At 66.1% G+C, this 23,634-nt stretch carries 18 protein-coding genes; 7 read left to right on the top strand and 11 right to left on the bottom strand.

The features are described from left to right. Nucleotides 1-29: 29 nt before the first annotated feature. The 3 genes from ileS to C8C99_RS20945 all read left to right on the top strand — a co-directional run bounded on the left by ileS (nucleotide 30) and on the right by C8C99_RS20945 (nucleotide 5,315). Nucleotides 30-2,915 (top strand): isoleucine--tRNA ligase, encoded by a 2,886-nt coding sequence (gene ileS / locus C8C99_RS20955; protein ID WP_108626790.1) that lies wholly within the window; start codon nucleotides 30-32, stop codon nucleotides 2,913-2,915. Continuing rightward, on the top strand, nucleotides 2,915-3,427 hold the full coding sequence (lspA, locus tag C8C99_RS20950) for a signal peptidase II (RefSeq protein ID WP_108626789.1): 513 nt from the start codon (nucleotides 2,915-2,917) through the stop codon (nucleotides 3,425-3,427). Before ileS ends, lspA begins: the two co-directional genes overlap by 1 nt. 232 nt (nucleotides 3,428-3,659) lie before the next feature. Beyond that, entirely contained in the window at nucleotides 3,660-5,315 is a 1,656-nt protein-coding gene (locus C8C99_RS20945; RefSeq protein ID WP_108626788.1) for a Na/Pi cotransporter family protein, read from the top strand. A 69-nt stretch (nucleotides 5,316-5,384) separates the two neighbouring features. Here the strand turns inward: C8C99_RS20945 and C8C99_RS20940 are convergent, their stop codons facing one another. After that, nucleotides 5,385-6,365: a bile acid:sodium symporter family protein gene (locus C8C99_RS20940; protein WP_056747466.1), complete on the bottom strand. Its 981-nt coding sequence runs from the start codon at nucleotides 6,363-6,365 to the stop codon at nucleotides 5,385-5,387. Nucleotides 6,366-6,496: 131 nt separating this feature from the next. Here C8C99_RS20940 and C8C99_RS20935 point away from each other — a divergent pair, with 131 nt between their 5' ends. Next, nucleotides 6,497-7,441 (top strand): LysR family transcriptional regulator, encoded by a 945-nt coding sequence (locus C8C99_RS20935; RefSeq protein WP_108626787.1) that lies wholly within the window; start codon nucleotides 6,497-6,499, stop codon nucleotides 7,439-7,441. A 109-nt stretch (nucleotides 7,442-7,550) separates the two neighbouring features. Here the strand turns inward: C8C99_RS20935 and C8C99_RS20930 are convergent, their stop codons facing one another. Beyond that, nucleotides 7,551-8,384 (bottom strand): DUF4743 domain-containing protein, encoded by an 834-nt coding sequence (locus C8C99_RS20930; protein ID WP_108626786.1) that lies wholly within the window; start codon nucleotides 8,382-8,384, stop codon nucleotides 7,551-7,553. Further along, nucleotides 8,381-9,364: a quinone oxidoreductase gene (locus C8C99_RS20925; protein ID WP_108626785.1), complete on the bottom strand. Its 984-nt coding sequence runs from the start codon at nucleotides 9,362-9,364 to the stop codon at nucleotides 8,381-8,383. Before C8C99_RS20925 ends, C8C99_RS20930 begins: the two co-directional genes overlap by 4 nt. A 161-nt stretch (nucleotides 9,365-9,525) precedes the next feature. On the opposite strand from C8C99_RS20925, the gene C8C99_RS20920 reads away from it, so the two are divergent. Further along, nucleotides 9,526-10,425 carry a DMT family transporter gene (locus C8C99_RS20920; RefSeq protein ID WP_108626784.1) on the top strand — a complete coding sequence of 300 codons (900 nt, stop codon included), beginning with the start codon at nucleotides 9,526-9,528 and terminating at the stop codon, nucleotides 10,423-10,425. 87 nt (nucleotides 10,426-10,512) lie between these two features. Here C8C99_RS20920 and C8C99_RS20915 read toward each other — a convergent pair whose 3' ends face one another. The 3 genes from C8C99_RS20915 to C8C99_RS20905 form a co-directional block, all read right to left on the bottom strand. Then, nucleotides 10,513-13,182 (bottom strand): EAL domain-containing protein, encoded by a 2,670-nt coding sequence (locus C8C99_RS20915; RefSeq protein ID WP_108626783.1) that lies wholly within the window; start codon nucleotides 13,180-13,182, stop codon nucleotides 10,513-10,515. Next, nucleotides 13,179-14,234, bottom strand: a complete 1,056-nt coding sequence (locus tag C8C99_RS20910; RefSeq protein WP_108627256.1) for a TRAP transporter substrate-binding protein — start codon at nucleotides 14,232-14,234, stop codon at nucleotides 13,179-13,181. The genes C8C99_RS20915 and C8C99_RS20910 overlap by 4 nt, the downstream gene beginning before the upstream one ends. Before the next feature lie 200 nt (nucleotides 14,235-14,434). Continuing rightward, nucleotides 14,435-15,265 (bottom strand): SDR family oxidoreductase, encoded by an 831-nt coding sequence (locus C8C99_RS20905; protein ID WP_108626782.1) that lies wholly within the window; start codon nucleotides 15,263-15,265, stop codon nucleotides 14,435-14,437. 65 nt (nucleotides 15,266-15,330) lie between these two features. Between C8C99_RS20905 and C8C99_RS20900 the strand changes: the two genes are divergently transcribed. Both C8C99_RS20900 and C8C99_RS20895 read left to right on the top strand, forming a co-directional pair. Next, nucleotides 15,331-15,957: an SH3 domain-containing protein gene (locus tag C8C99_RS20900; RefSeq protein ID WP_108626781.1), complete on the top strand. Its 627-nt coding sequence runs from the start codon at nucleotides 15,331-15,333 to the stop codon at nucleotides 15,955-15,957. 12 nt (nucleotides 15,958-15,969) lie between these two features. Beyond that, complete coding sequence (locus tag C8C99_RS20895) at nucleotides 15,970-17,007, top strand: M48 family metalloprotease (protein WP_108626780.1); 1,038 nt, start codon at nucleotides 15,970-15,972, stop codon at nucleotides 17,005-17,007. 102 nt (nucleotides 17,008-17,109) lie between these two features. Here the strand turns inward: C8C99_RS20895 and C8C99_RS20890 are convergent, their stop codons facing one another. From C8C99_RS20890 to C8C99_RS20870, 5 genes are all read right to left on the bottom strand, one after another. Further along, nucleotides 17,110-18,009, bottom strand: a complete 900-nt coding sequence (locus tag C8C99_RS20890) for a DMT family transporter (protein ID WP_108626779.1) — start codon at nucleotides 18,007-18,009, stop codon at nucleotides 17,110-17,112. 189 nt (nucleotides 18,010-18,198) lie between these two features. Then, nucleotides 18,199-19,497, bottom strand: a complete 1,299-nt coding sequence (locus tag C8C99_RS20885) for a DUF3422 family protein (protein ID WP_108626778.1) — start codon at nucleotides 19,495-19,497, stop codon at nucleotides 18,199-18,201. 118 nt (nucleotides 19,498-19,615) lie between these two features. Continuing rightward, complete coding sequence (locus C8C99_RS20880) at nucleotides 19,616-21,127, bottom strand: tripartite tricarboxylate transporter permease (RefSeq protein ID WP_056646566.1); 1,512 nt, start codon at nucleotides 21,125-21,127, stop codon at nucleotides 19,616-19,618. Between the two features lie 15 nt (nucleotides 21,128-21,142). Beyond that, entirely contained in the window at nucleotides 21,143-21,631 is a 489-nt protein-coding gene (locus C8C99_RS20875) for a tripartite tricarboxylate transporter TctB family protein (RefSeq protein ID WP_056646567.1), read from the bottom strand. Between the two features lie 198 nt (nucleotides 21,632-21,829). After that, the gene (locus C8C99_RS20870; protein ID WP_056646569.1) at nucleotides 21,830-23,623 is read right to left on the bottom strand and encodes a GspE/PulE family protein; all 1,794 of its coding nucleotides are present in this window, start codon (nucleotides 23,621-23,623) and stop codon (nucleotides 21,830-21,832) included. Nucleotides 23,624-23,634 lie beyond the last annotated feature (11 nt).

The following is a 23,634-nucleotide window of genomic DNA, read 5'->3' as shown; positions in this document are numbered from 1 at the left end:
CCCGGAATGCCCCGTTTTAAGGCTCCCTCATGTCCGACAACGCCAGTACCACCGCTCCCTCCGCTCCGGACTACCGCAGCACGCTGAACCTGCCCGACACCCCCTTTCCGATGCGCGGCGACCTGCCCAAGCGCGAACCCGGCTGGGTCAAGGAATGGGAAGACCAAGGGATCTACAAGCGCCTGCGCGATGCACGCCGGGGCGCGCCCAAGTTCATCCTGCACGACGGCCCGCCCTATGCCAACGGCCAGATCCACATGGGCCACGCGGTCAACAAGATCCTCAAGGACATGATCACCAAGGCGCGCCAGCTCGAAGGCTTCGACGCGCTGTACGTGCCGGGCTGGGACTGCCATGGCTTGCCGATCGAGAACGCCATCGAAAAGAAACACGGCCGCAATCTGAGCCGTGACGACATGCAGGCCAAAAGCCGCGCGTTTGCCACCGAGCAGATCGCGCAGCAGATGGTGGACTTCAAGCGCCTGGGCGTGCTGGGCGAATGGGACAACCCCTACAAGACCATGAACCCCGCCAACGAGGCGGGAGAAATCCGCGCCTTCAAGCGCGTGATGGAACGCGGCTTTGTGTACCGGGGCCTCAAGCCCGTGTACTGGTGCTTTGACTGCGGCAGTTCGCTCGCCGAGTTCGAGATCGAATACCAGGACAAGAAGAGCACCACACTGGACGTGGCCTTCAAGTCGCACGACCCGGCCCAGCTGGCCGCCGCGTTTGGTCTGCCCGCATTGACCAAGGACGCCTTCGTCGTCATCTGGACCACCACCGCCTGGACCATCCCCGCCAACCAGGCGCTGAACCTGAATCCCGAGATCACCTACGCGCTGGTGGACGCGGGCGAACGCATCCTGCTCGTCGCCGAGCCGCTGGTGGCCTCGTGCCTGGAGCGCTACGGCCTCACCGGCAGCGTGCTGGCCACCACCCTGGGCAAGAACCTGGGCGGACTGGAATTTGAGCACCCGCTGTACGACGTGGCCAGCGAAGACGGCAGCTTTGGCTACCGCCGCCTGTCGCCCGTGTACCTGGCCGACTACGCCACGGCCGACGATGGCACGGGTATCGTGCACTCGTCGCCCGCCTACGGCCTGGAAGACTTCAACTCCTGCCGCGCGCATGGCATGGCGCTGGATGACATCCTGAACCCCGTGCAGGGCAACGGCACCTATGCAGCCGACTTCCCGCTATTTGGCGGCCAGCACATCTGGAAGGCTGTTCCCGTGATCATCGAAGCCCTGCGCAACGCGGGCCGCCTGATGACCACCAAGGACATCACCCACAGCTACCCCCACTGCTGGCGCCACAAGACGCCGGTGATCTACCGCGCGGCAGCGCAATGGTTTGTGCGCATGGACGAAGGCGAAGGCGTGTTCACCCTGCCCGGCATGAAGCCTGCCAAGACGCTGCGCCAGATCGCGCTGGACGCCATCGAGCACACCAGCTTCTACCCCGAGAACGGCAAGGCCCGCCTGCACGACATGATCGCCGGGCGGCCCGACTGGTGCATCTCGCGCCAGCGCAGCTGGGGCGTGCCCATCCCATTCTTCCTGCACAAGGATTCGGGCGAGCTGCACCCGCGCACCATGGAGATCATGGACCAGGCCGCAGACATCGTGGAAAAGGGCGGCATCGAGGCTTGGAGCCGCGTGACCACCGAAGAAATCCTGGGTGCTGCCGACGCACCGCACTACACCAAGAGCACTGACATCCTGGAAGTATGGTTCGACTCCGGCTCGACCTTCAGCCACGTGCTGCGCGGCACGCACTCCAGCGTGCACCACGACACCGGCCCCGAGGCCGATCTGTACCTGGAAGGCCATGACCAGCACCGCGGGTGGTTCCACAGCTCGCTGCTGCTGGCATCGGCCCTGGAAGGCCGTGCGCCCTATCGCGGCCTGCTGACCCACGGCTTCACCGTGGACAGCCAGGGCCGCAAGATGAGCAAGTCGCTGGGCAACGGCATAGACCCACAAGAGATCAACAAGAAGCTGGGCGCCGAGATCATCCGCCTGTGGGTGGCCGCGAGCGACTACTCGGGCGACATCGCGGGCGACGAGAAGATCCTGGCCCGCGTGGTGGACGCCTACCGCCGCATTCGCAACACGCTGCGGTTCCTGCTGGCCAACGTGAGTGACTTTGACCCGGCCAAGGACGCGGTGCCGTTTGACCAGATGCTGGAGATCGACCGCTACGCGCTCACGCGCGCGTCCGAGTTCCAGGCCGAGGTGCTCGCGCACTACAAGGTGTACGAGTTCCACCCCGTGGTCGCCAAACTGCAGCTGTACTGCTCGGAAGACCTGGGCGGCTTCTACCTGGACGTGCTCAAGGACCGCCTGTACACCACGGCGCCCATGAGCCTGGCCCGCCGTAGCGCGCAGACGGCGCTCTACAACATCACGCACGCCATGCTGCGCTGGATGGCGCCGTTTCTGTCGTTCACGGCGGAAGAGGCGTGGAAGGTGTTCGGCAGCTCCGACTCGATCTTCCTGGAGACCTACGGCAACGTCGCGGGCGTGGGTGCCGGTGCCGACGAAGGCCTGCTGGCCAAGTGGTCGCGTATCCGCGAGATCCGCGATGCAGTGAACAAGGAGATCGAGGCCCTGCGTGCCGCCGGCCAGGTGGGCTCGTCGCTGCAGGCCACCGTGACCCTCACCGCTGCGCCCGAGGACCATGCGCTGCTGGCCAGTCTGGGTGAGGACCTGAAGTTCGTCTTCATCCTCTCCGCCATCGAACTGGTCGCTGGAAGCACCCTCCAGATCAGCGTCCAACCCAGCTCGGACGCCAAATGCGAGCGCTGCTGGCACTACCGGAGCGACGTGGGCAGCGATGCCGCGCACCCCACCATCTGCGGTCGTTGTACCAGCAACCTTTATGGTGACGGCGAAAGCCGGGCGCACGCGTGATGGCGCGCTCTACGCAAACCGGGCAGGCCGGGCGCACCGGTGCGGGCATGTGGCCCTGGCTGGCGTGGGCAGTGTTTCTGCTGGTGGCCGACCAGATCACCAAGACGCTGATCCTCAACCACTACCAGCTGGGCGACTCCACGCTCATCACCAGCTTCTTCAACATCGTGCGCGCCCACAACACCGGCGCAGCGTTCTCGTTCCTGTCGGACGCGGGCGGCTGGCAGCGCTGGCTGTTCACAGGGGTTGGTGTGGCGGCCACGGTCTTCATCGTGTGGCAGCTGCGTGCGCACCCGGGCCAGAAGCTGTTCAGCTTTGCGCTGTCCAGCATCCTGGGCGGTGCCGTGGGCAACGTGGTGGACCGGCTCATGCATGGCTACGTGGTGGACTTCTTGCAGTTCCACTACGCGGGCTGGTACTTCCCGTCGTTCAACCTGGCGGACTCAGCCATTACCGTCGGCGCTGCCTGCCTGATCCTGGATGAGCTGCTGAGGGTGCGGCGCGAGCGCTGAGGCTGCCCAGCCCCCCTCCTATCCCAACGGCCCGCTACACGCGGGCCGTGCCGTTTGGGGCGCAGCAACGCACCCAGCGCCGACATGGGCATCTGCTCCGGCGCTATGGAATCAGGAGTATGCTTATGTGTCAGTTTTATGACAGCCCGGTGCGCGCGGTTCTTGCATTGGCCCCTGGGTCTGGTCATCGCAGGGTTTGCGCCCATCACAAGAAGAAGAAACAACGGTTTTCATGAAGCATCTCCTCAACCTCCTGGCAGCCGTGGCGCTGCTGATCTGGGGCACCCACTTGGTGCGCACCGGCATCCTGCGCGTGTTCGGCGCCAACCTGCGCCAGCTGATTGCACACAGCGTCAGCAGCCGCTTCACCGCTGTGCTCTCCGGTATTGGCGTGACGGCCGTGGTGCAGTCCAGCACGGCCACCGCGCTCATCGTGTCGTCCTTTGTGGGACAGGGCCTGGTGGGCCTGCCTGCGGCGCTGGCCGTGATGCTGGGCGCCGACGTGGGCACCAGCGTGATGGCCGTGGTGTTCTCCATGGACCTGTCGTGGCTGTCGCCGCTGTTCATCTTTGTGGGCGTGGTGCTGTTCATCTCGCGCAAGGACACCGCCGTGGGCCGGGTAGGCCGCGTGCTGATCGGCCTGGGGCTGATGCTGCTGGCGCTGCGCCTCATCACCGAATCGACCACGGTGCTCACCCAGTCGCCCACCGTGCGCACGCTGCTGGGCGCGCTCACCAGCGATTTACTGCTGGAGATTTTCACCGGCGCCATTCTGGCCATCGTGGCGTATTCGAGCCTTGCCACCGTGCTGCTCACGGCCGCGCTGGCGGGCTCGGGAGGTATTCCGGCCGACGTGGCGCTGGGGCTGGTGCTGGGCGCCAACCTGGGCAGCGGCGTGCTCGCCGTGCTGACCACCATGAAGTCCAACGTGCAGACGCGCCAGGTGCCCCTGGGCAACCTGTTCTTCAAGATCATTGGCGTGCTCATCATGACGCCCCTCACCGGCCTGTGGCTGCAGCATGTGCGGCCCTACGTGCCCGAGACTGCCGCCCTGGTGGTGCTGTTCCACCTGGCCTTCAACGTGGTGGTGGGCATCGTCTGCATTGGCCTGACAGGCACGGTGGCGCGTACGGTGCAGCGGCTGCTGCCCGCCGAAAAGTCGCAGGCGGCTGCCGGCACCCGGCCCCAGCATCTGGACCCCTCCGCCCTGGCCACGCCGTCCCTCGCCATCTCGTGCGCCGCACGCGAAGCCCTGCACCAGGCCGACGTGGTCGAATCGATGCTGCTGGGCCTGCACAAGGTGATCCGGACCGATGACCTCAAGCTCGCCGAAGACCTGCGCAAACTCGACGACGAGGTGGACGGCCTGTACTCGGCCATCAAGTACTACATGACCAAGATCTCGCGCGAGGCGCTGGACGAACGCGAAGGCCGCCGCTGGGCCGACATCATCAGCTTCACCATCAACATGGAGCAGATCGGCGACATCATCGAGCGCGTGCTGATCGACATCGAGGACAAGAAGATCAAGAAGGGCCGCCAGTTCTCTGAGGCGGGCATGGAAGAGATCAACGAGCTGCACGCCCGCCTGATCGACAACCTGCGGCTGGCGATGAGCGTGTTCTTGAACGGCAGCGTGCGCGACGCGCAAAAGTTGCTCGAAGAAAAAGCACGCTTCCGCGACCTGGAACACGCCTACTCGGCCACCCATCTGGCACGCCTGTCAGACAACACGGTGCAGAGCATCGAGACCAGCTCGCTGCACATCGACCTGATCAGTGAACTCAAGCGCATCAACTCGCTGCTGTGCTCGGTGGCCTATCCCATTCTGGAATCGGCCGGTGCCCTGGCGCCCAGCCGCCTGCGCACGCTCAACGAGCAGAGTTGAAGCCTTTTGGGCCGCAGGCGCATGCTCTTCATGCGTTTGCAGCTATACAAAATATAGCGGCCTCGTTACCTACACGCTGCGCCGCGCATAGCGCTGCGCCAGCACCGCGCACACCATCAGCTGCATTTGGTGGAACACCATGATGGGCAGCACGATGGCGCCCACTGCATGCGATGCAAACAGCACCTTGGCCATGGGCACGCCGCTGGCCAGGCTCTTCTTGGAGCCGCAGAACACCAGGGTGATTTCGTCCTCCTTGGAGAATCCCATGCGCCGCGCCACCCAGGTGGTGGTCACCAGCGCCAAGGTCAGCAGCACGGCACACACGACCACCAGGCCCAGCAGCGCAGACGCTGGCAACTGCCGCCACAGCCCTTCGACCACCGCAGCGCTGAAGGCGGTGAACACCACCAGCAGGATGGAGCCCTGGTCCACCAGCTTGAGCGCTGCCGCCCGGCGCTGCACAAAGCCGCCAATCCACGGGCGTAGCAGGTGGCCTGCCACAAAGGGCACCAGCAACTGCAAGGTGATGCGGCCGATGTTGGCCAGCGTGTCGTGCTGGGCGGCGCCCGCCTGCTGCTGCGCCTCGGGCAGCAGCAGCCCCACCAGCAACGGCGTGATCACAATGCCCAGCAGGGTCGATGCCGACGCGCTGCAGATCGCCGCCGGCATGTTGCCACGCGCCATGGCCGTGAACGCAATGGCCGACTGCACTGTGGCGGGCAGCACGCACAGGTACAGGATGCCGGTGTAAAGCCCCGGCGTGACCAGCGGCAGCAGCACCGGCCGCAGCGCCCAGCCCAGCAAGGGGAACAGCACAAACGTGGTGCCCACCACCACCAGGTGCAGCCGCCAGTGCGAGAGCCCCGCCACGATGGCATCCCGCGAGAGCTTGGCACCGTGCAAGAAGAACAGCAGCGCCACGGCCGCCACGGTGATGCCCTCCAACGCCTGGGCCGCCACGCCCGATGCGGGCAACACGCTGGCAAGGGTGACGGTGCCCAGCAAGGCCAGGGTGAAGTTGTCAGGAAGGAAGCGGGAACGGGCCATGGGTGACAGCGCAGCGGCAGCGCAAAAAATGCAAAAGGACATGGGGCACACAAACCCCGAAGACATGCATTGGACCGCAGCCGGATTCCAAAGAGAAATGGATTTCTCTGATGGATTTATGATTCAAGCTCATGAATATCACCCTGCGCCAGCTGCATGTGTTTCAGTCGGTGGCCGCCACCCGCAACTTCAGCCGCACTGGCGATGCGGTGGGCTTGACCCAACCGGCCGTGAGCCGCTGCATCACCGAGCTGGAAGCCCAGCTGGGCCTGAAGTTGCTCAACCGCACCACGCGCGAGGTGACGCTGACCGATGCCGGCCAGCGCCTGTCGGCCCGCCTGCCACGCGTGCTGGAGGAGCTGGAGAACACACTGCTGGACGTGCGGGAGCTGGCCACCCAGCGGCGCGGACGCGTGCGCGTGGCCAGCAGCCCCACGCTGTCGGCCAACCTCATGCCCGACTGCATCGCCGAATGCCAGCGCACCCTGCCCGGGCTGGAGCTGGTGCTGCTGGACCGCATCCAGAGCGCGGTGCTGGCCAGCGTGCTGTCGGGCGAAGTGGATTTCGGCGTGGTCATCGACCCCAGCGAGCGCGAGGCGCTGCATTGCGAGACCATCCTGACCGAACCCTTCTGCCTGGCCTGCCCACCCGGCCACCGGCTGGCAGGCAAACGCCAGGTGCGCTGGACCGACCTGCAGGGCGAAGCGCTGGTGCTGCTGGACCACGACTCCGGCAGCCGCCGCCTGATCGACCGCGCCCTGGCCGAGCACGGGGTGGCCTGCACGGTGGCCCAGGAGGTGGGCCACCCCACCACGATATTCCGCATGCTGGACGCGGGCCTGGGTATCTCGGTCATCCCCACCCTGGCACTACCGCCCGAAGGCCTGGCACGGCTGGCGGTGCGCCCCCTGGTGCCGCGCGTGGACCGCGAGATCATGCTGGTGCACCGTCGACACCGTGCGCTCTCGCCCGTGGCGCACGCGGCCTGGGACCTGGTGAAGGCAGTGGCGGTGCAGCGGGGGCGCACGGGCGCTGGACACAAAAATGGAACCAAACCGGCTGCCAGTGCCGATTGATAAAGCGCATGCAGCTATCGAACAGATAGCAAATCACTGCTTACTGCGATGCGAGGCTGCCGCGCACCACGCCATCCACACTGCCCGCGCTGCCCGCGCTGCCCAGACTCTAAGCCCCCAGGAACCCTGCGATCACCAGCCCGGCCTCCAGCGTGAACAGCCCCTGCGCCACGCGCTCGCGCACCACGTCCAGGGGCAGCAATGCAAAGTGCTCGACCTCGCCATCCTGGTTGTCGGGCTCCGTGCCCTGGGGCACCTGGGCACGGAACCAGTCGATGCGTTCGACCATGAAGCCTGCGCCACCGCCCTCACGGCTGGGGCGGCTGAACAGCACCCGCCCACCGTGCGCCACGTCGGCCAATGCATCGACCCGCAAACCGGCCTCTTCCCAGGTTTCGCGGGCCAGGGCCTGCGGCAGCGAGTCGGCGGCCGACACCATGCCGCCCATCAGCGTGTCCCACAGCCCGGGGTTGTTGGGTTTGGTCATGGAGCGCTTTTGCACCCACATGCGCCCGTCAGGCGCCACGCCCACCAGGTGCACGGCCCGGGTGGCCACGCCCAGCACGCGCACGGCACCGCGCTCCACCGTGCCGATGACCTCGCCCGCTGGGTTGGTCACCGCCAGCTGCTCGTCGCGCCAGGGGCCACACAGGCCCACATCGCGCAGCGCGGCGGCCAGGGTGTTGAGGGCATCCGTGGCGTCGGCGGGCGGTGCCTGCAAATGCCACGCAGAGCCCTCAGATTGCTCTGTTTCTGATAGCTGATAGCGCTTATCAAACAAGCGCTTCAGGCTGATCTGACTCAAAAACCCTGGTGCCACCGACCCCACCACCTGCCCTGCCACCACCAGCGGCTGGCGGGGCTGGGCCGGGGGCTGCTGCGCCGCCCGGCGCGCTCCCGCCAGCCACTGGTCGAAGGTGGGTGTCTGGACGACCGCGCTCACAGCGTGAGGATGGTGCAGCCGGTGGTCTTGCGTGCTTCCAGGTCGCGGTGCGCCTGCTGCACGTCGGCCAGCGGATAACGCTGGTCGATGTGGATCTTGACCTGCCCGCTGGCGACCACTGCAAACAGGTCGTCGGCCATGGCCTGCGTAGCCTCGCGCGTGGCGATGTGGGTGAACAGGGTCTGGCGCGTAACGTAGAGCGACCCCTTGGCACCCAGGCTGCCCGGCGCAAACGGCGCCACCGGGCCCGAGGCGTTGCCAAAGCTGGCCATGAGACCGAAGGGGCGCAGGCATTCGAGCGACTTGTCCCAGGTGTCCTTGCCCACCGAGTCGTACACCACCTTCACACCCTTGCCACCGGTGATCTCCTTCACACGCGCGGCGAAGTCCTCGGTGCTGTAGTTGATCGAGTGCGCCGCACCGTTGGCCAGGGCCAGCTGGCACTTGGCATCAGACCCCGCCGTGCCGATGAGCTGCAGGCCCAGCGCCTTGGCCCATTGGCTGGCGATGAGGCCCACACCGCCCGCGGCGGCATGGAACAGCACATGATCACCGGGCTGCAGGCCTTCCACGGGCCGGGTTTTCTTGAGCAGGTATTGCGCCGTGAGGCCCTTGAGCATCATGGCGGCCCCGGTCTCGAAGCTGATGGCATCGGGCAGTTTGCATACGCATTTGGCGGGCATCACGCGCACTTCGCAGTAGGCGCCGGGCGGGTTGCTGGCGTAAGCGGCGCGGTCGCCCACCTTCAGGTGCGTGACGCCTTCGCCCACGGCCTCGATCACGCCGGCACCTTCCATGCCGATGGTGGCGGGCATGTTCAGCGGGTACAGGCCCGTGCGGTGGTACACGTCGATGAAGTTCAGGCCGATGGCGTGGTGGCGAATGCGGACCTCGCCGGGGCCGGGCTCGCCCACGGTGACGTCAACGATGTGGAGTTCTTCGGGACCACCGTGCTGGCGGATCTGGACGGCAAGGCTCATGACTGACAGTCTCCAAAAAAAGGGGTGGGGGAAATCACAACGGCGGCCATCCTGCCACGAATTGCGCGCGGTTGCCGACGGCCCATGCAGCACCGGTGCGTGCAGGGGCCTTCTGCCCCGGGCGCAGCAGGGCCCCGCCCGCACCGTTACAGTGCAGCCCCATGACTCAAAAAATCACACCCGGCACGGCCGTGCTGCTGGTGATTCCGCCCTTGCTGTGGGCTGGCAACGCCGTGGTGGGGCGGCTGGTCCATGACCTGATTCCTCCCATCACCCTGAACTTCATCCGCTGGGTCCTGGCCTTTGCCATCCTGCTGCCCCTGGCCCATGGCGTGCTGCGCGCCGACAGCCCCCTGTGGCCCCACTGGCGCCGCTATGCGCTCCTGGGGCTGCTGGGCATCGGGGCCTACAACGCGCTGCAGTACATGGCGCTGCAGACCTCCACACCCATCAACGTGACGCTGGTGGGGTCGAGCATGCCGGTCTGGATGCTGGCCGTGGGGGCGCTGTTTTTCGGGGCCGCCGTGACCCGCCGCCAGGTGCTGGGCGCACTGCTGTCGATGTGCGGAGTGCTGCTGGTGCTCAGCCGGGGCGAGTGGTCGCAGCTGCTGGCGTTCCGCCTGGTGCCGGGCGACCTGTTCATGCTGCTGGCCACCATCTCGTGGGCGTTCTACAGCTGGCTGCTGTCGCGCACCACCGAGCCCACCAGCATCCGGGGCGACTGGGCTGCGTTCTTGATGGCGCAGATGGTGTTTGGGCTGGCTTGGTCGGGCAGCTTTGCTGGGGCCGAATGGGCCAGCGGGCGCACGCACATCGCATGGGGCTGGCCGCTGGTCGCCGCGCTGGCGTTCATCGCCGTGGGGCCGGCAGTGCTGGCCTACCGGTTCTGGGGCGTGGGGGTGCAACGCGCGGGGCCGGCCTTGGCCAGCTTTTTCGTGAACCTCACGCCGCTGTTCGCGGGGCTGCTGTCGGCGGCTTTTCTGGGTGAAACACCCCAGGCGTTCCACGGTGTCGCGTTTGCATTGATCGTGGGCGGCATCGTGGTGTCATCGCGGCGCTGACGGCGCCAATTTCCGAAAAAACCGGCGGTAGTGCCGGTATTCTGAGTCTTTATTGCTATACAAAATATAGCAAACTGGGTGCTTGGCTCACCCCTGCACGGGTGCAGCGGCGGCGGACTCCATCAGCGCCTCCAGCGCAGCCACGGGGGTGGGCCGCCCCAGCAGATAGCCCTGGAAGTACACGCAGCCGTGCCGGGCCAGGAAGTCCTTCTGCGCCTCGGTTTCCACCCCTTCGGCAATCACATCCAGCTCCAGGTTGCGCGCCATGCCCAGGATGGTCTGCACGATCACATCGTCCGTGTGCCGCACGCCCAGGTTGTGCACAAAGGACTGGTCGATCTTGAGCTGGTCCAGCGGCAGCCGTGTGAGGTAGGCCAGCGATGAATAGCCGGTGCCGAAGTCGTCTACCGAGAAGCGCACCCCCTTGGTCTTGAGCAGGCCGATCTTGGCGATGGTGTCGTCCACATTGTCCAGCACCAGCGACTCGGTCAGTTCGAGCTTGAGCAAATGGGGCCGCGCCCCGGTCTCGCGCAGCACCTCCACCACGCGGGCCACGAAGTCGCGCTGGCGAAACTGCCGCGCACTCACGTTGACGGACACCTGCAGGTGCCGGTAGCGCTCGTCCCCCTGCCAGGCAGCCAGCTGCTCGCAGGCCGTGCGCAGCACCCAGTGCCCCATGGGCACGATGAGTTCGCTCTCTTCGGCCACGCCAATGAATTCGCCGGGCGCGACCAGCCCGCGCTCGGGGTGCTGCCAGCGGATCAGGGCCTCAGCGCCCACCACACGGCCGTCCAGGTGGAACTGGGGCTGGTAGTGCAGCACGAACTGCCGCGCCGTGAGCGCCATCTGCAGGTCGCTCTCCAGCTGCGCCCGCATGCTGATGACGATCTGCATCTGCGGGTCAAAAAAGCACAGCGCGTTGCGCCCCTGCGACTTGACCTGGTACATCGCAATGTCGGCCTCCTTGAGCAGGTCCACCGACGATTGCAGGGAGCCGCCCATCAGCGTGGCGCCGATGCTGGGCGTGCTGTGGTGTGCGTTGCCGCCCAGGGTGTAGGGCACGTTGAGCTTGCGCAGGATCTTCTCGCCCACCCGCCGCGCTTGGGCCGCAGCCTCGTCGCGATGGACCGACAGGTCGCTGAGCATGACCACGAATTCGTCGCCCCCCAGCCGCGCCACCGTGTCCTCGCGCCGCACGCAGGTCTTCAGGCGTTGGGCCACCTGGCGCAGCAGCATGTCGCCCACTTCGTGGCCGCGCGTGTCGTTCAGGGTCTTGAAGTGGTCCAGGTCCAGGAACAGCAGGGCTCCGTACTGCCCGCTGCGCACGCTGGCAGCGATGGCCTGCTGCATGCGGTCCATCAGCAGGCGGCGGTTGGGCAGGTTGGTCAACGGGTCGTAGAAGGCCAGGCTCTCGATCTCGGTGCTGGCCTTGCGCAACGCGGTCACGTCGTGGTAGCTGATAACCAGCCCTCCATCGGGCGTGGCGCGTTCGGTGATCTGGATGGTGCTGCCGTTGGCGTAGGACTGCTCGCGTGGCTCGGACTGGTGCTTTTGCCGCTGCAGGCGCTGGTTTACCCAGCGTTTGCGCTCGTCGCCCTGCAGGCTGGGCACATGGTGCTCCACCGTGGCCTCCAGCACCGTCCTGAACGGCACCAGCGGCTTCATCACGCCCCGCAGCCACGGGAGAATGGTCTCCAGCTGGAGGTTCCACTGCACCACGCGCTGCTGGTTGTCGAGCAGCAAGAAGCCGCTGACCATGGACTCCAGCGCCTGGTCCAGCGTGGCCTTGGACTGCGCGATGGCCAGGCGGGCCTGCGACATCCGGTCCACATACCGCAGTGCCAGCACCCCTGCGGCCAAGATCATGGCAATGAACAGCAAGGTGGTCAGCGCAATGGCGTCGCGCTGGTCGCGCCAGTTGGCCAACGCCGCGCTCAGCGGAATGCTGGCCGCGATGCGCAGGTCTTGGTACAGGATGGGCCGGAACACCACGAGCGAAGGTTCGCCCGTCAGGCGTGCGGGGGCCTCCCAGGCCATGCCCTGGTTCGCCAGGTCACCAATGGGCGGCGCGAGGAGGGGCGCGGTCACGTCTTCGCGGTTGGGCACGCTGAGCAGCAGCAGCCCGTTGGCTCGCTCCAGCGTCACCTGCAGGCCATTGATGTCCACGCCCTGCACCAGCACCGAGCTGAGCACGGACACCGGCAGCTCGGCCACCACCACCACGCGCGAGCTGTCGGCCATGCGCAGGTGGCGCGCAAAGTACAGCACCCGCTCGGAGCTGGCAAAGCTCACCACCGGCGCGCTGACCATCAGGGTGGACACCGGTTGCTCGAGCACGGCCTCCAGAAAACCCGCGGGCAACTGCACCAGCAGGCCCCCGCCGGCCGGGTCGGACGATGCCAGGGTCTTGCCTGTGCCGTCGAGCACCGCCACGTAGCGCACCATGAGGTTCTGCCGGGCCGACCCACGCAGCCGCTGGCTGGCCGTTTCGGGGTCCACCCAAGCGGTCATGGCATGGGACAGGCCGAGCAGCTCGTCCATGCTGGCCAGCAGCACATCCACCGCCAGCAGCGACCGGTTGAGGGCGGCTTCTGCTCCTGCAACGAAGCGCGTGGCCTGCGCCTCGCTGTCGGCCAGCGCGGCCTGGCGGGCGTTCCATGCCAGGGTGGCAGCCACCACCACCACAGCCGCCACAAACACTGCGGCGCCCGCCCAGACATAGGCCTTGATGCGCGAGGGTGCAGCGGACTCGGTCATTTCGCAGGCGCTGCCTGCAGACCACGCGCCGGCCCGATGGTCTGGTTCCAGACCTGTGCGCACCGGGCGCCGCAGCGCTGCACCCAGCGCGGCAACACGGTGGATTGAAGGATCTCCTGGCGGCTGCGCTCATCCTGGGAGGATGCGGACACCACGACCATGCTGCCCTTGGTGCCGGCGCTGCAGGTGGGCGCGCCCCGGTTGCAAGCCAGGCCGTCCGCGGTTTCGCGTTCGGATTCGGCCCAGATGGCGGCCTCCAGGCGGGGCAGCTCGCGCTTGAGCAGCGTGCGCAGATCGGCCGGCAGCGCAGCCCAGGCGGCCTGGTTGGCACCGAACACAGCGAGCCCCCAGGTGACCGGCAGGGTGTGCACGTGGGTGGTGAGCGCGGGCAGGCCAAGCATGTTGCCCGACATGGTGCCGGTGATCGCACATTCGGTATTGCCCGCCGTCAAGCTCGGCACGATCTGCGCAAAGCTGGTCAGCACGGGCACCCCGCCCAGGGCTCCCACAAAATCGGCCTGGGTGGCCGACGACACACGCACGCGCCGGCCGGTCAGTTCGGCCAATGCACGCAGCGGCTTCTTGCAGAAAACTACTTGCGCGGGGTACACGTAGATGGCCAGCGCCTCGACGCCGTGTTGTTCACGCAGCGCTTTTTCGAGATAGGGACGAAACGCAGCCAGCGTGGTCTTGAGGGTGGCGATGTCGGGGTTCAGCCCGGCCAGGTCGGGCGCGGTGTATTCGGGGTATTGCGCGGTGAACGAACTCATGAGGGTCGTGCCAAAAGGCACCACGCCCAGTTGCAACAGCCGCAGCATTTCGGCGCCGGGCACGCCCGCCCGGTCAAAGGGCACGATCTCGGCCTGGAAGCGCCCGGCGCTCAGGCGCGCCAGCTCTTTGGTCCAGAAGGGCTCTTCCTGCCGGTTGTACTGGCTGATGCCCGCCAGCCCCCCCACGATGCGCAAGCGGTAAGGAACCGCCGCAGTGGCACCCGCGCCGGGCGTGTTGACCGGATCGGCAGCCTGCGCGGCACCCCATGCCCCCAGCGCCATGCACAACAGTGCAGCGTGGCGTTTCAGGCGCAGCAGAAAGGGGGTGTGGGCAGGGTACATGGCGGCGGACAGTAGCGGGCGCTGGCCCGCAGTATTCCACCAATTATTCAGCGCGCCGGTAAAGCTGTCGGCAAAACACCACGGGTGCATCCCTGGCCTGCGGGGGCTCTGCGCCAGCGCAGCGCACAGCCCGGCCGGCGTCAGAACGTGCCAGGGTAGGCACCACCGTCGGCCAGCACGTTCTGGCCGGTCATGTAGCCTGCCTGCATGCTGCACAGGAAGGCGCAGATGGCGCCAAATTCTTCGGCCGTGCCATAGCGTCCCGCCGGAATCTGCGCCTGCTGGGCAGCACGCAAGTCCTCAACACTCTTGCCCGCCTTGCTGGCCGCCGCCGTCACGGTGGCGGCCAGGCGGTCGGTGTCAAACTTGCCGGGCAGCAGGTTATTGATGGTCACCCCGCGCGCCGCAATCTTGCTGCGCGATACGCCCGCCACAAACCCCGTGAGACCGCTGCGCGCGCCGTTGGACAGGCCCAGGATGTCGATGGGTGCCTTCACGGCGCTCGACGTGATGTTGACGATGCGGCCAAACCCACGGGCAGCCATGCCATCCACAGTGGCCTGGATCAACTCGATGGGAGTCAGCATGTTGGCGTCCACGGCCTTGATCCAGGCATCGCGGTTCCAGTCGCGGAAGTCGCCGGTGGGAGGGCCGCCTGCGTTGGTGACCACGATGTCAAAGTCCCGCCCCGGGCCGCCCGCCACCGAGAACACCGCTGCGCGTCCCTCTGGGGTGGTGATGTCGGCCGCCACTGCCAGCACCTGCGGCTGGACGCCATTTTGGCCCCTAGTGCCGGTGTTGCTTGCACCGTCAGCTATCAAACGAGTAGCAGCCTGATGCAGCGCCTCTGCGTTGCGGGCGTTGATGACCACATTGACACCCTCTCGCACGAGCGCCTGCGCGCAGCCATAACCCAGCCCCTTGCTCGCGCCGCACACCAGCGCCCATTTGCCTGCAATACCCAAATCCATAACAATCTCCTGGTTGCACACTGATACAAGTGCGCGTCATCAAATCATAGTGGGAGAGCTTCATCATGAACCGGCTGCACTGCAAAGCCCTGGCCCCTTGGCTGGCATCGGCCGCGATGGCCCTACTGCCACTGTTTGCCACCACCGCACAGGCGCAGGAAGCGGCCGTGATCAAACGCGCCACCCAGCTGCGCGACACCCCCGCAGAAAGCGGCGCCAGCGTGGCGCCCTTGGAGGCCAATGCCGTGGTCACGCGCACAAGCGAGCGCAAGGGCCCCTGGACCAAGGTCAGCACTGCGCAAGGCGCCACTGGCTGGGTTCACATGTTCGACCTCGGGCCCCAGTCGGGCTCCGCGCCCGCCACGGGCAATGCGGCCACCAGCGGCATGCGCGGCCTGGGCAGCCTGTTTGGCGGCAACAGCGGCACCACCACCACGGCCACCTCTACCGTGGGTATCCGGGGTCTGGGCGCCGAAGACATCGCCAAGGCCCAACCCAACCCCGCAGCCGTGAGCCAGGCTGAGGGCCTGCGCGTCAATGCCGACCAGGCCCGCCAGTTCGCCAGCAATGCAGCGCTGCAGCCACGCAACGTGGCCCCGCTGGCCGAGCCGCCCCGCCCCTCCTCCAGTGGCGGATCGGGGGCAACAGGCTCGTCCAACAACCCCTCTGATCCCAATTTCAGCCCCAACTGAGCGAGAGCTGCCATGCGCCTGCCCCATTCCCCCCCCCGCATCCGGCTGTTTGCAACGGCCTGCACCGCTCTGGCCCTGACCCTGCTGCCCAGCCAGGGGCAGAGCCAGGGGGTCATGAACCTGCTCAACGCCCTAGGCGGTGGCAGCACCACCAGCAACACGGGCGGCGGCCTGCTGGGCGCCATCACCGGAGGGGGCGCTCCCGCAGGCCAGGGGGATGACCTCATCAGCATGCTCACCCGCTCGGTCGAGAGCATTGACGAGCCCCGCGAGATCGAGATAGGCCGCCAACTCTCGGCCGTGCTGCTGGGCAGCAAGCCGCTGCACCCGGACATGGCGCTGCAGCGGTATGTGAACCAGCTTGGGCGCTGGATCAGCCTGCAGTCACCACGCCCCAACCTGCCATGGACTTTTGTGGTGCTGGACGACCCGGGCTACAACGCCTTTGCGGCGCCAGGTGGTTATGTGTTCGTGACCAAGGGTCTGATCGACCGCTGCGCCGACGAGGCCGAGTTGGCGGGCATCCTGGCCCACGAAATCACCCATGTCACCGCCAAGCACCACCTGCTGGCCATTCGCAAGACGGCGCAGTCGGGCATGCTCACGCAGTTGGTGGCCTCGCAGATCAAGACCAGCGCCGTGGGCAACGTGGTGGCCTCGCAGTTCTTGGCACTGGGGCGCAACCTGTATGCGCGTGGCCTGGACCAGACCGATGAGTACGATGCCGACCGCACGGGCGTGGCCCTGGCCACCCGCGCGGGGTTTGACCCCTACGGACTGGTGTCGGTGCTGCAGCACCTGCGCACCGCCACGCCGGACAACCCTGCCTTCACGTTGGCACTGGCCACGCACCCCCCTGCACAGGCACGCCTGGAGCAGTTGGAACTGGCCATGGGCAAAAACCTCGATGGCTTCACCGGGACGGCTCCCGTGACAGTCGCCCAGCGCATGAGCCCCAAGGCTGCCCCCGCAGCGGCGGCGGCTCCGTCTCCCGCAGCACCGCCAGAGGCACCAGCCCGCAAGGCAGCACCCCGGAAAAAGACCTCGTAGAACACGCCAGGCGTCTGCCCCCGTCTGCTGACGCACACGGCCCCTGGGTGCATGGAGGCTCGCGGCTTGGCATGTGCCGCTATCGGGTGAGGGCGACGACGCTCAGGCCCTGCGCGCCATGCGGGTGAAGATGAAAATGCCTGCCATCACCAGCACCGTACCCGCTGCCACCCATACCGTGAACGGTTCGCCCAAAATCCACACACCCATGAGGATGGTGGACAACGGGCCCACCATGCCCGTCTGTGCGGCCATGCCCGCGCCAATGCGCTCAATGGCCATCATCACCATCAGCACGGGCGCCGCCGTGCAAAGGGTCGCATTGAGCACCGACAACCAGATCACCTCCGGGGCCACCACCGCAGCACTCAACGGGCGCAGCACCACAAACTGCAGCAGGCAGCACAGGCACGCCACCGTGGTGGCCAGCCCCACCAACCGCAGCGAACCGAGGCGCTGCACCATCTCGCCGCTGTAGACCAGGTAAATGGCATAGCTGACTGCGCTCAGAAACACCAGCAACGTACCCCAGGCGGCGTTGGCGCCCTGCAGGTTGGCCTCGTGCCCGAACACCAGCACCACCCCGCTGTAGCTCACCAGCATGCCTGCGGCCTGTGCCCAGCGGATGCCCCGCCCATACAGCAGCCAGCCCAGCAGCACGACGAGCGTGGGGTTGAGGTACAGGATGAGGCGCTCCAGGCTGGCGCTGATGTAGGCCAGCCCGGCAAAGTCCAGAAAACTCGCCAGGTAGTACCCGGTGACGCCCAGGCCCAGCACGCCCAGCCAGTCCTTGCGTGTGAGCGGTGGCTTGCCCCGGCTGGCCCACCATGCCATCACGGCAAAGATGGGCAGCGCAAACAGCATGCGGTACATGATGAGCGTGACCGCGTCCACCCCATGGCGGTAGGCGAGCTTGACGATGATGGCCTTGCCGCTGAATGCGATGGAGCCCAGGAATGCCAGCACAAGGCCGGAGGCAATGCTCTTTTTTTCAGTGGTCACGCTAGAGAGGGGCGCGAGGCGCCCGCGGTAGTGTCTGCCCACCCGGTACCGCCGGAAGGCTCGAACCAAGTGTGGCACGACAGGGCCGTCGAGGCCATCGAACCTCTGCGCGGGCGCCCCCTTCATCAGCGATGGCAGCCGGGCTGAAGCCGCTCCTGTCCTGCCTGCCGAATCACCGGACGCACAGTCTCAGCGGTGTTTGTGAAACACCCGCTGATGCAGACGCCGCAATGACCACCAGACCCCGGCCGCAACCACCGGAATCGCCAGGGCTGCCGTGGTCTCTGCGGACAACGGCCACCCCAGCTTTTGCGCGCCCTTGGCCAGGTAGCTGACGAGCCCGACGATGTAATAGGTGATGGCCGCCACGGACAGCCCTTCCACCGTGGACTGCATTTGCAGCTGCAGGTCCTGCCGGTGGTTCATGGTCGTCAGCAACGCCTGGCTGCTTTGCTGCTGCTCGATCTCCACCCGGGTGCGCAACAGGTTGCTCATGCGCGACACGCGTTGCGACAGCGCATCCTGCCGCCGGGTGGCCCATTCGCAGGTGCTGCGCGCGGGGGTCAGGCGCCGGTCCATGAACTCCCGGATGGTCTGCATGCCCGCCAGGCGCGATTCGGCAACGTCCTGGATGCGCCGATCCAGCAATTCAAAGTAGGCGCTGCTGGCCGAAAAGCGCGAATGCGTGGCTGCATATTGGCTTTCCACCTGCCCCGCCAGGCGCGTCAGCCGGTCGAGCAAGGCAGGCTCGTCATCGCGGTTGGCCGTGCGGATGGCCTCGGCCAGGGCGGCCAGTTCTCGCTCGGCAAAGGCCAGTACGCTGGCGGCCTCGCGGGCGGCGGGCAGTCCCAGCAAAGCCGCCATGCGGTAGGTCTCGATCTCCAGCAGCCGCTGTACCAAGCGCCCCAGGCGCCTCGGCGTCATGCCCCCCGCCAGCAACACCATGCGCGAGAAACCGTCCGCATGGATCGCAAAGTCGGTGTACACCTCGCCATGCCCATCCGCCACGGTGGACGCCACCAGCGTGTCTTCGTGCAGCACATGCTTGACCAGAGAGCCCGAGCCGAAGGTGTGCGTGGGCAACACCCACAGGTTCAGGCTGCAAAGGCACTGGCCGGGCAAGGTCGCCAGCCAGTCGTGGGGCACAGAATCCACGGCGCTCGCGGGTTCGCGCTCGCCAAACGCCTCCACGGGCGTCGGGACCATGAAGGTCCAGGTGACGAACTCGGTGTGTAGCTCCCAGCGCAGGCGAAAAGCGCCCAAATCCATCCGCAAGTGGGTGGTCTGTGCATCGGGCAGCGCCATGTGGTGATCACGCAGCAGTGCGGTCACATGGGCCCGGCTGGCCTCGCGTCCGGCGGCATCGGCCAACATCACGATGTGGGCGATGGCCAGCGGGGCGTTCATCGCCTCCGGAGGGCGGGCGTGGATTTCGTTGTGCAGCATCACCCGGTGGGGGTGCTGCGTGGGGAGAAAGGGTGTGGACATGCGGACCTCTGCCCGCGATTGTGTACTGGCGACGGCAGTGCCATGTGGACGCCACTGCCCAAAAAACAACGGCACCCGAAGGTGCCGTTGGTCAGGGTGGAAAAACAGCCGGAGCCGATCAGTCTTCCACGAACGCCTCTTCGCGCTTGCTCTTCACGGCTGGCAGCAGCACGATGACGAGCAGCAGGGCCGCTGCCGCCAGCAGGCCTGCCGACAGCGGACGCGTGACGAACACACTCCAGTCGCCACGCGACAGCAGCAGCGCACGGCGCAGGTTTTCTTCCATCATCGGCCCCAGGATGAAGCCCAGCAGCAGAGGCGCAGGTTCGGTACCCAGCTTGTGGAAGATGTAGCCAATCAGGCCGAACGCACCCACCATCCAGATGTCGAAGGTGTTGTTGTTGGTGGAATACACACCCACCGCGCAGAACAGCACGATGGACGGATACAGCCAGCGGTAAGGCACCGTGAGCAGCTTGATCCAGATGCCAATCAGCGGCAGGTTCAGGATCACCAGCATCGCATTGCCGATCCACATCGAGGCGATCAGGCCCCAGAACAGTTCGGGGTTGCTGGTCATCACCTGGGGACCAGGCTGGATGTTGTGGATGGTCATGGCACCCACCATCAGCGCCATCACGGCGTTGGGGGGAATGCCCAGAGTCAGCAGCGGGATGAACGAAGTCTGCGAACCGGCATTGTTGGCCGACTCAGGCGACGCCACGCCACGGATGTTGCCCTGGCCGAAAGGCACTTCGCCAGGCTGCAGCTTGGTCTTCTTCTCGACCGTGTAGGCCGCGAACGCTGCCAGCAGTGCGCCGCCACCGGGCAGGATGCCGAGGGCAGAACCCAGGGCCGTGCCGCGCAGCACCGCAGGGATCATGCGCTTGAAGTCTTCCTTGGTGGGGAACAGCCCCTGCACCTTGGCAGTGAACACCTCGCGGTCTTCGTCAGGGCGCGACAGGTTGGCAATGATTTCACCGTAGCCGAACACACCCATGGCGATGGTCACGAAGCCAATGCCGTCGGTCAGTTCGGGGATGTCGAAGCTGAAGCGGGCCACACCCGAGTTCACGTCCGTACCCACCAAGCCCATCAGCAGGCCCAGCACGATCATGGCCACCGCCTTGAGCAGCGAACCCGAGGCCAGCACCACGGCACCGATCAGGCCCAGCACCATCAGCGAGAAGTATTCAGCGGGGCCGAACTTGAAGGCCACTTCGGTCAAGGGAGGTGCAAAGGCCGCCAGGATCAGCGTACCCACGCAACCGGCGAAGAACGACCCCAGGCCGGCAGCCGCCAGCGCAGGCCCCGCTCGCCCCTTGCGCGCCATCTGGTAGCCGTCAATCACGGTCACCACCGACGAGGACTCGCCCGGCAGGTTCACCAGAATGGCGGTGGTCGAGCCACCGTACTGGGCGCCGTAATAGATACCGGCCAGCATGATCAGCGCAGCCACAGGGGGCAGCGCGTACGTGGCGGGCAGCAGCATGGCGATGGTCGCCACCGGGCCGATGCCGGGCAGCACGCCAATCAGCGTGCCGAGCAAGCAGCCCACAAAGCAGTAAATCAGGTTCTGGAAGGTGAAAGCAACACCAAAACCCAACGACAAGTTGTTAATAAGATCCATGGTTGGTGCTCCTGCTTAACCTGCGATGAAACTCGGCCACACAGGGAACTGCAGCTTGAGCGCCCACACGAAGGCCACGTAGCTGCCGGCGGCAAGTACGGTGGCCAGTACGAATACAGCCTTGGCATTGAACTCATTGCCAGCCAAGCTGGAGATGAAGGTCAGCGCGTAGATGCCCACGATGAGCCCCATCGCCGGGATACCCAGGCTTGGCAGGCCGCCCAGCAGAATGCCGAAGGCGAAGTTGGCGGCGAGGATGAAGAACAGGGGCTTCCAGGCCCATTTGCCGATCTTGTCGCCATCGGCCGTTTCCACGGTCATTGCCTTGAAGGTGATCACACTGCCGATGACGGCGAGCAAGATCCCCAGCAACAGCGGGAAGTAGCCGGGCCCCATGCGCGCACCCGACCCCACGTTGTAGGTGGTGGCACCCCACGCAAATGCGATACCGACGCCCATGAACATGAGCCCGGACGCAAAGTCTTTGTTACTCTTGATTTTCACGAATTGTCTCCTTGACGGAATTCTCGACTGCGCGATTGTGCTGGCTAGGCGGGGGCAGCGCGATGTGGATTCCACCTACATCCGGTAACGCCCTGCCCCGCCTGGCTGCGGTGCACGCCACCCAGAAGACCGTCTCAGAAACAAAAAAGGGACGAAAAAAGCAGGTTGCAACCATCGCAACCCCGCCCGCTGCTGCGCTCACTCCAGCGGCGGTGTCGCCGCTATCACCTCGTCCATCGTCGTCAGGCCTTCGGCCACTCGCAGCGCGCCTGCGAGGCGCAGGGGGCGCATGCCATCTTGCACGGCCTGGCGGCGCAGCACATCAATGGAAGGCGCCTGTGTGATCTTGTCCTTCAGCGCCTCGCTGACGGTGAGCAGTTCATACAGCCCCATGCGGCCTCGAAAGCCTCCCATCCGGCAATCCACGCAACCGACCGGCTTGTAGGGGTGATAACTGCCATTGATCTTCCAGGGCTTGACCACCTCGGCCAGGGCATCGCGGCTCGCAGTCTCGTCCTTCTGCTTGCACTGCTTGCACAGCGTACGCACCAGCCGCTGTGCGAGCACGCCCAGCAAGGTCGCGTTGAGGAGGTACGAGGGCACGCCCAGCTCCATCATGCGGGTGATGGCGCTGGGTGCATCGTTTGTGTGCAGGGTCGAGAACACCAGGTGGCCCGTCAGCGCGGCTTGGATGGCCATCTCGGCGGTCTCCAGGTCGCGGATTTCGCCCACCATGATGATGTCGGGGTCCTGCCGCATCAGGGCGCGCAGGCCTTCGGCAAAGTTGAAGTCGAGCTGCGGCTGTACCTGGGTCTGGTTGAAGCTGGGCTCGATCATTTCGATCGGGTCCTCCACCGTGCTCACGTTGACCTCTTCGGTCGCCACGCGCTTGAGGGTGGAATACAGCGTGGTCGTCTTGCCCGAGCCCGTGGGCCCGGTCACCAGGATGATGCCGTGCGGGCGCTGCACCAGCGCCTCCCAGCGCTGTGCATCGTGCTGCGCAAAGCCCAGGGCGTCCAGGTCCTTGACCGCGTTGTCGGGGTCAAAGATGCGCATGACCATCTTTTCGCCAAACGCAGTGGGCAAGGTGGACAGGCGCATTTCCACCTCTTCGCCCCGCTGGTTGCGGGTCTTGATGCGACCGTCCTGCGGGCGGCGCTTCTCGACCACGTCGATGCGGCCCAGCAGTTTGATGCGCGCCACCATCGCGTTGTGCACGCCCATGGGCATCTGGTACACCGGGTGCAGCACACCATCGATGCGAAAACGGATCACACCCTGGTCGCGGCGCGGCTCCAGGTGGATGTCGCTGGCACGCTGGTCAAACGCGTACTGCCAGAGCCAGTCCACCACCTTGACCACGCCTTGGTCGTTGGCGTCAAGCTGCTTGTTGCTCTTGCCCAACTCCACCAGCTGTTCAAAGCTGTTGCCACCCGAACTTCCTCCGGCCTTCTGCGCCGCACGCACCGACTTGGCGAGCGCAAAAAATTCGGCCGTGAAGCGGTGGATGTCCTGCGGGTTCGCCACCACCCTGCGCACCGAGCGGCGGGACTGCCGCTCCACCTCGGCCACCCAGTCGTCGATGAAAGGCTCGGCCGTGGCCACCACCACCTCCTTGCTGGTCACCTGCACAGGCAGCACCTTGTGGCGCTCCGCGTAGGTGGCACTCATGGAGTCGGCCACGCGGCCCACATCGACCTTGAGCGGGTCGATGCGCATGTAGGCCAGGCCCGCGCGCTGCGCCAGATACTCGGACAGCGCCTCGATGTCGAGCGGCTTGCCGTCGCTGGCACGCTCCATGGCCACACTGGCCAGGCGCACCAGGGCGTGCTGGGAGCTCTCGGCCTGCGAACAACGGGCCACGGTGCGCTGCGCTTCCTCGCGCGAGATCACCTTGTCATCGCTGAGCCACTGGACCATGCGGCGCCAGTCCACCGGGCCGACGTGCGAAGCCGATTTCAACCGGTCAGGCGTCAGGGCAGAAGCATTCATTGCAAGATTCC

It is taken from the genome of Acidovorax sp. 107 (genome assembly GCF_003058055.1).
Classification (GTDB): domain Bacteria; phylum Pseudomonadota; class Gammaproteobacteria; order Burkholderiales; family Burkholderiaceae_C; genus Acidovorax.
Note: the sequence above shows the minus strand (reverse complement) of the source record. Positions and strands in the feature narration are given on the sequence as shown.